7 protein-coding genes are annotated in these 8,844 nt (G+C 74.4%); 5 read left to right on the forward strand and 2 right to left on the reverse strand.

What is annotated here, in order from left to right:
• Positions 1-246 precede the first annotated feature (246 nt).
• Complete coding sequence (locus V6V16_RS21250; protein WP_334564644.1) at positions 247-1,455, reverse strand: DUF349 domain-containing protein; 1,209 nt, start codon at positions 1,453-1,455, stop codon at positions 247-249.
• Positions 1,456-1,605: 150 nt separating this feature from the next.
• Here V6V16_RS21250 and V6V16_RS21255 point away from each other — a divergent pair, with 150 nt between their 5' ends.
• Genes V6V16_RS21255 through dapF form a run of 3 tightly spaced genes read left to right on the forward strand, consistent with a single transcriptional unit; the run spans position 1,606 to position 4,167 of the window.
• Positions 1,606-2,376, forward strand: coding sequence for a class III extradiol dioxygenase subunit B-like domain-containing protein (locus tag V6V16_RS21255; protein ID WP_334564646.1), 771 nt, complete (start codon positions 1,606-1,608; stop codon positions 2,374-2,376).
• Positions 2,361-3,320, forward strand: a complete 960-nt coding sequence (gene miaA / locus V6V16_RS21260) for a tRNA (adenosine(37)-N6)-dimethylallyltransferase MiaA (RefSeq protein ID WP_334564656.1) — start codon at positions 2,361-2,363, stop codon at positions 3,318-3,320. Before V6V16_RS21255 ends, miaA begins: the two co-directional genes overlap by 16 nt.
• Before the next feature lie 7 nt (positions 3,321-3,327).
• The gene (gene dapF, locus V6V16_RS21265; RefSeq protein ID WP_334564647.1) at positions 3,328-4,167 is read left to right on the forward strand and encodes a diaminopimelate epimerase; all 840 of its coding nucleotides are present in this window, start codon (positions 3,328-3,330) and stop codon (positions 4,165-4,167) included.
• Positions 4,168-4,380: 213 nt separating this feature from the next.
• On the opposite strand, the gene V6V16_RS21270 is transcribed toward dapF, so the two are convergent.
• Positions 4,381-5,847 (reverse strand): NAD-dependent malic enzyme, encoded by a 1,467-nt coding sequence (locus V6V16_RS21270; RefSeq protein WP_334564649.1) that lies wholly within the window; start codon positions 5,845-5,847, stop codon positions 4,381-4,383.
• Positions 5,848-6,023: 176 nt separating this feature from the next.
• Between V6V16_RS21270 and hflX the strand changes: the two genes are divergently transcribed.
• Both hflX and V6V16_RS21280 read left to right on the forward strand, forming a co-directional pair.
• The gene (gene hflX, locus V6V16_RS21275) at positions 6,024-7,475 is read left to right on the forward strand and encodes a GTPase HflX (protein ID WP_334564650.1); all 1,452 of its coding nucleotides are present in this window, start codon (positions 6,024-6,026) and stop codon (positions 7,473-7,475) included.
• 51 nt (positions 7,476-7,526) lie between these two features.
• On the forward strand, positions 7,527-8,844 hold a 1,318-nt coding region (locus V6V16_RS21280; RefSeq protein WP_334564652.1), incomplete at its 3' end, for a hypothetical protein.

Below are 8,844 nucleotides of genomic sequence, written 5' to 3' on the forward strand. Positions count from 1 at the left end.
CGAAGTTGCGGCTCCCGTGCTGGCGCCGCCGAAGGATCAGGCAAGCGCTTTCCTGATGTAAACACAGACGCTGATCGATGTAAAGGCCCCTCGCCCGCACGCGGAACGGCGGCCGCCCCGAGGGGAACGGCCGCCGTTCGGCGGGTGGATCAGCAGGCGACGCCGTCGAGCCGCACCCCGCCGACGCGCGGGTGGACACACGCGAGCCCCCGGCCCTGCGGACCGGGGGCTCGCGTGCCGTCTCGGTCAGCCGGCCTGCTCGGCGAGCTGGAGGAACTGCCGCTTTGAGGCCAGCGCCTGCTCGGCCTCCTTGACCCGCCGGGCGTCCCCGGCGGCCTGGGCGCGCGCCAACCGCTCCTCGGCCTCGGCGACCTGCGCCCGCATCTGGGCCAGCAGCGGGTTGTCCTCCTTGGTGGTCCGCCGCCACGCCGAGTCCATCACCTCGCGGACCTTCTCGTCGATCGCCCGCAGCCGGCGCTCCAGCCCGGCCGCCGCCTCGCGGGGCACCCGGCCGGCCTCGTGCCACTGCGCCTGGATGTCGCGCAGCTTTGCCTGCGCGCCCTTGGGGTCGCCGTCGACGTCCAACGCCTCGGCCTCGGCGAGCAGCGCCTGCTTGCGCTCCAGGTTGGCCCGCTGCTCGTTGTCCCGCGCCGAGAAGACCTCGCTGCGCCGGGTGAAGAACTCGTCCTGCGCGGCCCGGAACCGTTCCCAGAGCTTCTGCTCCGCCTCCTTGGAGGCGCGGGGCGCGGCCTTCCACTGGTTCATCAGCTCCTTGAGCTGGTTGGCCGTGGCCGCCCAGTCCGTGGAGTCCTTGAGCTTCTCGGCCTCGGCGACCAGCTCCTCCTTGACCGTCTGCGCCTGCTTGCGCTGCGAGTCGAGGGAGGCGAAGTGGGCGCCCCGGCGACGGGTGAAGCCGTCGCGCGCGGCGGCGAACCGCTTCCACAGCTCACCGTCGGTCTTCTTGTCGACCCCGCGGATGGTCTTCCACTCGTCGAGGATCTCCTTGAGCCGGTCGCCGGCCGTCTTCCAGCCCGTCGACTCGGCGGCCAGCTTCTCGGCCTCCTCGACCAGGGCCTGCTTGCGGGCGAGTGCCTCGCCGCGGGCGGCGTCGCGGGCCGCCTTGGCCTCGCCGGCCTTCTCCTCGGCGACCGTGGCGAGCCGGTCCAGCCGGGCGGCCAGCGCGTCGATGTCGCCGACGACGTGCGCCTCGGCCAGCGAGGCGCGGATCCGCCGGATCGTGGTCAGTGAGTGGCCCGCGTCGGCCGCGCCCGAGTTCAGCCGGGCCTCCGTCAGGTTGACCTCGGTCACCAGGTCGTCGAAGCGGCGGGCGAAGTGGGCGAGCCCCTCCTCGGGCGCTCCCGCCTGCCAGGATCCGACCACCCGCTCGCCGTCGGCGGTCTTGACGTACACGGTGCCGTCCGCGTCCACCCGTCCGAAGGCAGTCCAGTCGCTCATGTGCCCATCCTCGATCTCCCGGCGTCGGGGAGCAGCCCCTCGATCGCCGCCACGGCGCAGCAAAGTTCCTCCCGGCATTGTCACAGGTGCGACCCCGTTCCCGTCGAGCGCCTATCGCCGACCGTGACCATACGGTGTCCTAGCGCCCGAATGACCGGATCGGCGCGGGGACGCACCGGGGCGTCCCGCTACGGTGGACGGGTGCCACTGGTCGCCGCCGCCGTCTGCCCGCACCCGCCCCTGCTCGTGCCCGAGGTGGCCGGCGCCGCCGCCGGTGAGCTCGACGACCTCCGCGCCGCCTGCGACGCGGCCCTCGCCCGGCTGCTCGCGGCCCGGCCCGAGCAGATCCTGCTGATCGGTGGCGGGCCGCGGACCGCCCGCTTCAACGCCGCGGACGAGGGCTCCCTGCGCGGGTACGGCGTGGACCGGCACGTCCGGCTCTGGAAGGTCAACTGCGCCGGGGGCGTACGGCTGCCGCTGAGCCTGACCGTCGGCGCGTGGCTGATCAACCGCACGGGCACCGAGCTGCCCCGGTTCGCCGAGTCGGTGGCCGCCGACGCCACCGCCACGGAGTGCGCCGCGCTCGGCGCCGACCTGGCCCGGCGCGCCGAGAGGCGCACGGCGCTGCTGGTGCTGGGGGACGGCTCGGCCTGCCGGGGCGAGAAGGCGCCCGGCTACGACGACCCGCGCGCCCGGCCGTACGACGAGGGGGTCGCCCGGGCCCTGGCCACGGTGGACGCCGACGCCCTGCTCGGCCTGGACGAGGCGGCGTCGGCGGAGCTGAGGGTCGCCGGCCGGGCGCCCTGGCAGGTGCTGGCCGGCGCGGTCCGCGCGACGGGCGGCGCCTGGCGCGGCGAGCTGCACCACGACTCGGCCCCCTACGGCGTGGCCTACCTCGTCGCCACCTGGGAGCCGGCGTGAGCGCAGCGGTCGACGCCGGCGGCGCCCGCCCGCCCGCCGGCACGGTGGTCGCGGTGGTCGGCCCCACCGCGGCCGGCAAGTCGGCGCTGAGCGTAGCCCTGGCGCACGCCCTCGGCGGCGAGGTGGTCAACGCCGACTCCATGCAGCTCTACCGGGGCATGGACCTCGGCACCGCGAAGCTCACCCCGGCCGAGCGCGAGGGGGTGCCGCACCACCTGCTGGACATCTGGGACGTCACCGAGCCGGCGAGCGTCGCGGAGTACCAGCGGCTGGCCCGCGCCGCCGTCGACGACATCCTGGCCCGCGGCCGGGTGCCGCTGCTGGTCGGCGGCTCCGGCCTCTACGTACGGGCGGTGCTGGAGCGGTTCGAGTTCCCCGGCACCGACCCCGCGGTGCGTGAACGGCTGGAACGGGAGCTGGCCGAGGCCGGCCCCGCGCCCCTCCACGCCCGGCTGCGCGCGGCCGACCCGGCCGCCGCGGCGGGGATCCTGCCCGGCAACGGCCGGCGGATCGTGCGCGCCCTGGAGGTCATCGAGCTGACCGGCGCGCCGTTCACCGCCTCGCTGCCCGACCCGACGCCGTACTACTCCGCCGTGCAGCTCGGGGTGGACCTGGACACGGCGCTGCTCGACCAGCGGATCGCGTCGCGGGTGGACCGGATGTGGGCCGACGGCCTTGTCGAGGAGACCCGCGCGCTTCTCGGGCGCGGGTTGGCCGAGGGGCGCACGGCCAGTCGCGCGCTCGGCTACCAGCAGGTGCTGCGCTTCCTCGCCGGTGAGCTGACCGAGGCCGCGGCGCACGACGAGACCGTCCGGGCCACCCGCCGCTTCGTCCGGCGGCAGCGGTCCTGGTTCCGCCGCGACCCCCGGATCCACTGGCTGGACCCGACGGGACCGGAGCTGATCCCGGCCGCCCTGCGCCTGCTGCCCGGTGCTGCGCGATGATGGGGGCGTGCAGTTCACCAAGGGCCACGGCACCGGCAACGACTTCGTCATCCTTCCCGACCCCGACGACCGGCTCGCGCTGACACCCGGGCTGGTCGCGGCCCTCTGCGACCGGCGGCGCGGGATCGGCGCCGACGGCGTGCTGCGGGTGGTCCGTGCGGCGAAGCACCCCGAGGGCGCCGACCTCGCCGGCGAGGCCGAGTGGTTCATGGACTACTGGAACGCCGACGGCTCGTTCGCGGAGATGTGCGGCAACGGCGCCCGGGTCTTCGTCCGCTACCTGGTCGACACCGGGCTGGCCGCGCCGGAGGGCGACGCACTGCCGGTGGCCACCCGGGCCGGCGTCGTGCGCGCGCTGGTCACGGCCGACGCCATCGCCGTCGAGATGCGCCGCCCCCGGCTGTACGACGCGGCGACCGCCACCCTCGGCGGGCTGACCCTGCCGGGCACCGCGGTGGACGTGGGCAACCCCCATCTGGTCTGCGCGTTGCCGGCGGGGCTGGAGCTGACCGCGCTCGACCTCACCCGGGCCCCCGACGTCGATCCGGCGGTCTTCCCGGCCGGGGTGAACGTGGAGTTCACCTCGCCCGGCGAGCCGGTCGAGGGCACCGACGGGCACGTGCTGATGCGGGTGTACGAGCGCGGCTCCGGCGAGACGCTCTCCTGCGGCACGGGGGCCTGCGCGGTGGCCGCGGTCGCCCTGCGCGACGCCGGCCGGGACACCGGCGTACTGGCGGTGGACGTGCCGGGCGGGCGCCTGTCGGTCACGGTGACCGAGGACTTCTGCTGGCTGGCCGGCCCCGCCGTCCTGGTGGCCACCGGCACCCTCCACCCCACCTTCACCTGACCCGCCCCCGCCCTAGCCCCGTCCCCGCGCCCCGCCCTCGCCCCGTCCCCGCGCCCCGCCCTAGCCCCGTCCCGCGTCGATCTTGCACTTTCGGCCCTCGGCCTGTCCGCTTCGGGCGGATTCGCGGGGGCGGCAACTGCAAGATCGACGCGGCTCGGGCGGCGCGGGGGCGGGGCGGGGGCGGGGGCGGGGGACAGGCGGGCAGGGTCAGGGTCAGGGGGTGGCGGAGGCTCCGGCGGCGATCTCGGGGAGGTCGGCGGGGCCCGGGTCGGCGGCCGGGGTCGGGGTCGGGTTCTGGGCGGCGGCGCGGACCGCGGCGGCGACCGCCGGGGCGACCCGGGAGTCGAAGACGCTGGGCACGATCACCGTCGGGTTGATCTTCTCCTCGCCGACCACGTCCGCGATGGCCCGGGCGGCCGCGAGCGCCATCTCCTCGGTGAACTCCTCGGCGTGCGCGTCCAGCATGCCGCGGAACACTCCCGGAAAGGCGAGCACGTTGTTGATCTGGTTCGGCTGGTCCGAGCGGCCGGTGGCGACCACGGCGGCGTGCTTGCGCGCCTCGCGCGGGTCGACCTCCGGGTCGGGGTTGGCCAGCGCGAAGACGATCGAGTCCTTGGCCATCGTGGCGATGTCGTCGCCGGTGAGCAGGTTCGGCGCGCTCACCCCGATGAAGACGTCCGCGCCGCGTACCGCCCCGACCAGGTCGCCGGAGTAGTTCTCCCGGTTGGTGTTCTCGGCCAGCCACTGCCAGGCCGGGTTGAGCCCGGTCTGGCCGCGGTGCAGGGCGCCCTGCCGGTCGTACGCGATGATGTCGCCCACGCCCTGGCGCAGCAGCAGCTTCATGATCGCGGTGCCGGCCGCGCCCGCGCCCGAGACGACGACCCGGACGTCCGCGAGCCGCTTGCCCACGACGCGCAGCGCGTTGGTCAGCGCGGCCAGCACGCAGATCGCGGTGCCGTGCTGGTCGTCGTGGAAGACCGGGATGTCCAGCGCCTCGCGCAGCCGGGCCTCGATCTCGAAGCAGCGCGGCGCGGCGATGTCCTCCAGGTTGATCCCGCCGTACGCCGGGGCGATCGCCTTGACGATCTGCACGATCTCGTCCGTGTCCTGGGTGTCGAGCACCACCGGCCAGGCGTCCACCCCGCCGAAGCGCTTGAACAGCGCCGCCTTGCCCTCCATCACCGGCAGCGACGCGGCCGGCCCGAGGTTGCCCAGGCCCAGCACGGCGGAGCCGTCGCTGACCACGGCGACGGTGTTGCGCTTGATGGTGAGCCGGCGGGCGTCGGCCGGGTTCTCGGCGATGGCCTGGCAGACCCGCGCCACCCCCGGGGTGTACGCCCGGGACAGCTCGTCGCGGTTGCGCAGCGCCACCTTCGAGCTGACCTCGATCTTGCCGCCGAGGTGCAGCAGGAAGGTGCGGTCGGAGACCTTGCGCACGTCCACGCCGTCCAGCGCGGTCAGCGCGTCGACCACCTGGTCGGCGTGGCTGGCGTCGGCGGTGTCGCAGGTCAGGTCGACGAGCACGTGGGTCGGGTCGGAGTCCACCACGTCGAGCGCGGTGACGATCGCCCCGGCCTCACCCACGGAGGTGGTCAGCCGGCCGATCGAGGACGCGTCCGCCGGTACGGCGATCCGAATCGTGATCGAGAATCCGGCACTTGGAAGTCGGGTGATGGCCACGGGATCCCTCCGTCGACGCTGAACGGCTCGCCCCGCATTTCTACTCGCTCCGGCCGGCCCGGCCGGCATCCGCCCCCACTTTTGTGGTCGACGCCCGCCGGGCATATAGCGGGTGCGTTCGGCGTTGGCACATGTCAGGATTGCTCCGTACGTGACAGAACGGACAGGAGACCGGCTTGCACAACCAGGAGACCCTTCTTCCCTACGAGGACGACGAGCTCGACGCCACCACGGGTGAGCTAGAGCTGTCGGAGCGGCAGGCGCTGCGGCGGGTCCCCGGGCTCTCCACCGAACTCGCGGACATCACCGAGGTCGAGTACCGCCAGCTCCGCCTGGAGCGCGTGGTCCTCGTCGGTGTCTGGACCGAGGGCACGCAGGGCGACGCCGAGAACTCCCTCACCGAGCTGGCCGCGCTGGCCGAGACCGCCGGCTCGCAGGTGCTCGAGGGGCTGATCCAGCGGCGCAACCGACCCGACCCGGCCACCTACATCGGCCGGGGCAAGGTCGACGACCTCGGCTCGATGGTGCTCTCCAGCGGCGCCGACACGGTGATCTGCGACGGCGAGCTGTCGCCGTCGCAGCTGCGCAACCTGGAGCAGCGCACCAAGGTCAAGGTGGTCGACCGCACCGCGCTGATCCTCGACATCTTCGCCCAGCACGCCAAGAGCAGGGAGGGCAAGGCCCAGGTCGAGCTGGCCCAGCTCGAATACCTGCTGCCTCGTCTGCGCGGTTGGGGTGAGACGCTCTCCCGCCAGAGCGGCGGCAGCGGTCGCGGCGGGGGCGCCGGCGGCGGCGTGGGTCTGCGCGGCCCCGGTGAGACGAAGCTGGAGACCGACCGGCGCCGCATCCGCCACCGCATCTCGCGGCTGCGCCGGGAGATCAAGGCCATGCGGACCGTACGCCAGACCAAGCGCGCTCGCCGCTCCCGCAACGCCGTGCCGGCCGTGGCCATCGCCGGTTACACCAACGCCGGCAAGTCGAGCCTGCTCAACCGGCTGACCGGGGCGGGCGTGCTCGTCGAGAACGCGCTCTTCGCCACCCTCGACCCGACCACCCGCAAGGCCACCGCGGCCGACGGGCGGGTCTACACGCTCTCCGACACCGTCGGGTTCGTCCGGCACCTGCCGCACCAGATCGTCGAGGCGTTCCGCTCGACGCTGGAGGAGGTGGCCGAGGCCGATCTGGTGGTGCACGTGGTCGACGGCACCCACCCCGATCCGGAGGAGCAGGTCCGCGCGGTCCGCGAGGTGCTCGCCGAGGTGGGCGCCGACCGGCTGCCCGAGCTGCTGGTCGTCAACAAGACCGACACGGCCGACGAGGACACGCTGCTGCGGCTCAAGCGGCTCTGGCCGGACGCGGTGCTCGTCTCCGCGCACACCGGGCGCGGGCTCGACGGGCTGCGCGAGGCGATCGAGGAGCGGCTGCCCCGCCCGGCGGTGGAGATCCGCGCGGTGCTGCCGTACGACCGGGGCGACCTGGTGGCCCGGGTGCACCGTCAGGGTGAGGTGCTGAGCACCTCCCACCTGCCGGAGGGCACCCTGCTGCACGTCCGGGTCGGCGAGGCGCTCGCGGCCGAGCTGGCACCGTTCGGCGCGGACGAGGGCCAGGCGGCCCCGGGGGCTCGCTGACGGCCTCCCGGCGTCATCCGGCGGAAACGTCCGGCGTGCGACACTGCTTCCATGCCCCGCGCTGTTTCTTCGGTCACGGTCGCCCTCGGCTTGCTGGGGGCGACCGTGGCGTGTACCGGAGTCGCCCTGGCGGCGCCCGCGTCGGCCTCGTCAGTGCTCGCGGCGGCCCCGGGCAAGAAGCGGTGCACGGTGACCGACGAGCGGCTGCGGGAGCTGTCGGGCCTGGTCGCCACCAAGAGCGGCTACATCGTGATCAACGACGGCACCGACGTGGAGAGCCGCAAGCGGGTCTTCTTCCTCGACTCCAAGTGCGGGATCGCGAAGGAACCGGTCCGCTACTCGGGGCGGGGCCCCTTCGACACGGAGGACCTCGCTCTCTCGCCGAACGGCCAGACCCTGTGGATCGCCGACACCGGCGACAACATCACCAGCCGTGAGCGGCGCGAGCGGGTCGCGCTCTGGAGCATGCCGGTCAGCGGGTCCAGGCAACCGGTGCTGCACCGCCTCACCTACCCGGAGGGCAAGCCGCACGACGCCGAGGCGCTGCTCATCGGCGACGACGGCAACCCTCTGATCATCACGAAGGTGATGTCGGGCAAGGCCGAGATCTTCACCCCCGCCGAGAAGATGAAGAGCGGGGACACCCAGGCCGTCCCGATGAAGAAGGTCGGCGAGATCAGCCTGCCGGCGACGGACACCGACAACCGTCTCGGCGCCCCCGGCCGGGTGGCGATCACGGGTGCGGCCCGGTCCCCCGACGGCTCCCGGGTCGTGGTGCGCACCTACGCCGACGCGTTCGAGTACGACGTGGCCGGCGGCGACGTGGTGGCGGCGCTGAGCAGCGGCAAGCCGCGGGTGACGGCACTGAGCGACCCGTTCGGCGAGGCGATCTCCTACACCCCCGACGGCAAGAGCTTCGTCACCGTCTCCGACGGTGGCCAGCTCGACGCGGACGACCCGATCGACATCCTCAGCTACGTGCCCTCCGCCGAGGGCGCCAAGCCGGTGGCCGGCGGAGGCGACGCGCCGAAGAAGGCCGACCAGTCCTGGCTCGCCGGCCTGAGCCTGAGCGACATCACGTACCTGATCGCCGCCGTGGGTGTGCTCGGCGCGCTGATGGTGGCCGCCGGGGTCGTCGGCATTCTCCGTTCCCGGCGCCGACCGGCGGTCGCCGGCGGCGACGGCCCGGACCGTGCGGACGCAGCCGACGGCCGCGAACCGGCGGACGACGGCTTCCCGCCCCCGGGCGACCGGGGTCGCGGCGCCGTCTACGGCGGCGCGCCCGCCAGCGGGGTGTACGGCGGCCCGGCCGGCGGTGGGCGCGGCGCCCCCGCGCCGGCCGCCGGGGGGGCCCGCCCCGCCGGCCGCC

It is taken from the genome of Micromonospora sp. CPCC 205561 (assembly GCF_036906775.1).
In the GTDB taxonomy this organism is placed as follows: domain Bacteria; phylum Actinomycetota; class Actinomycetes; order Mycobacteriales; family Micromonosporaceae; genus Micromonospora.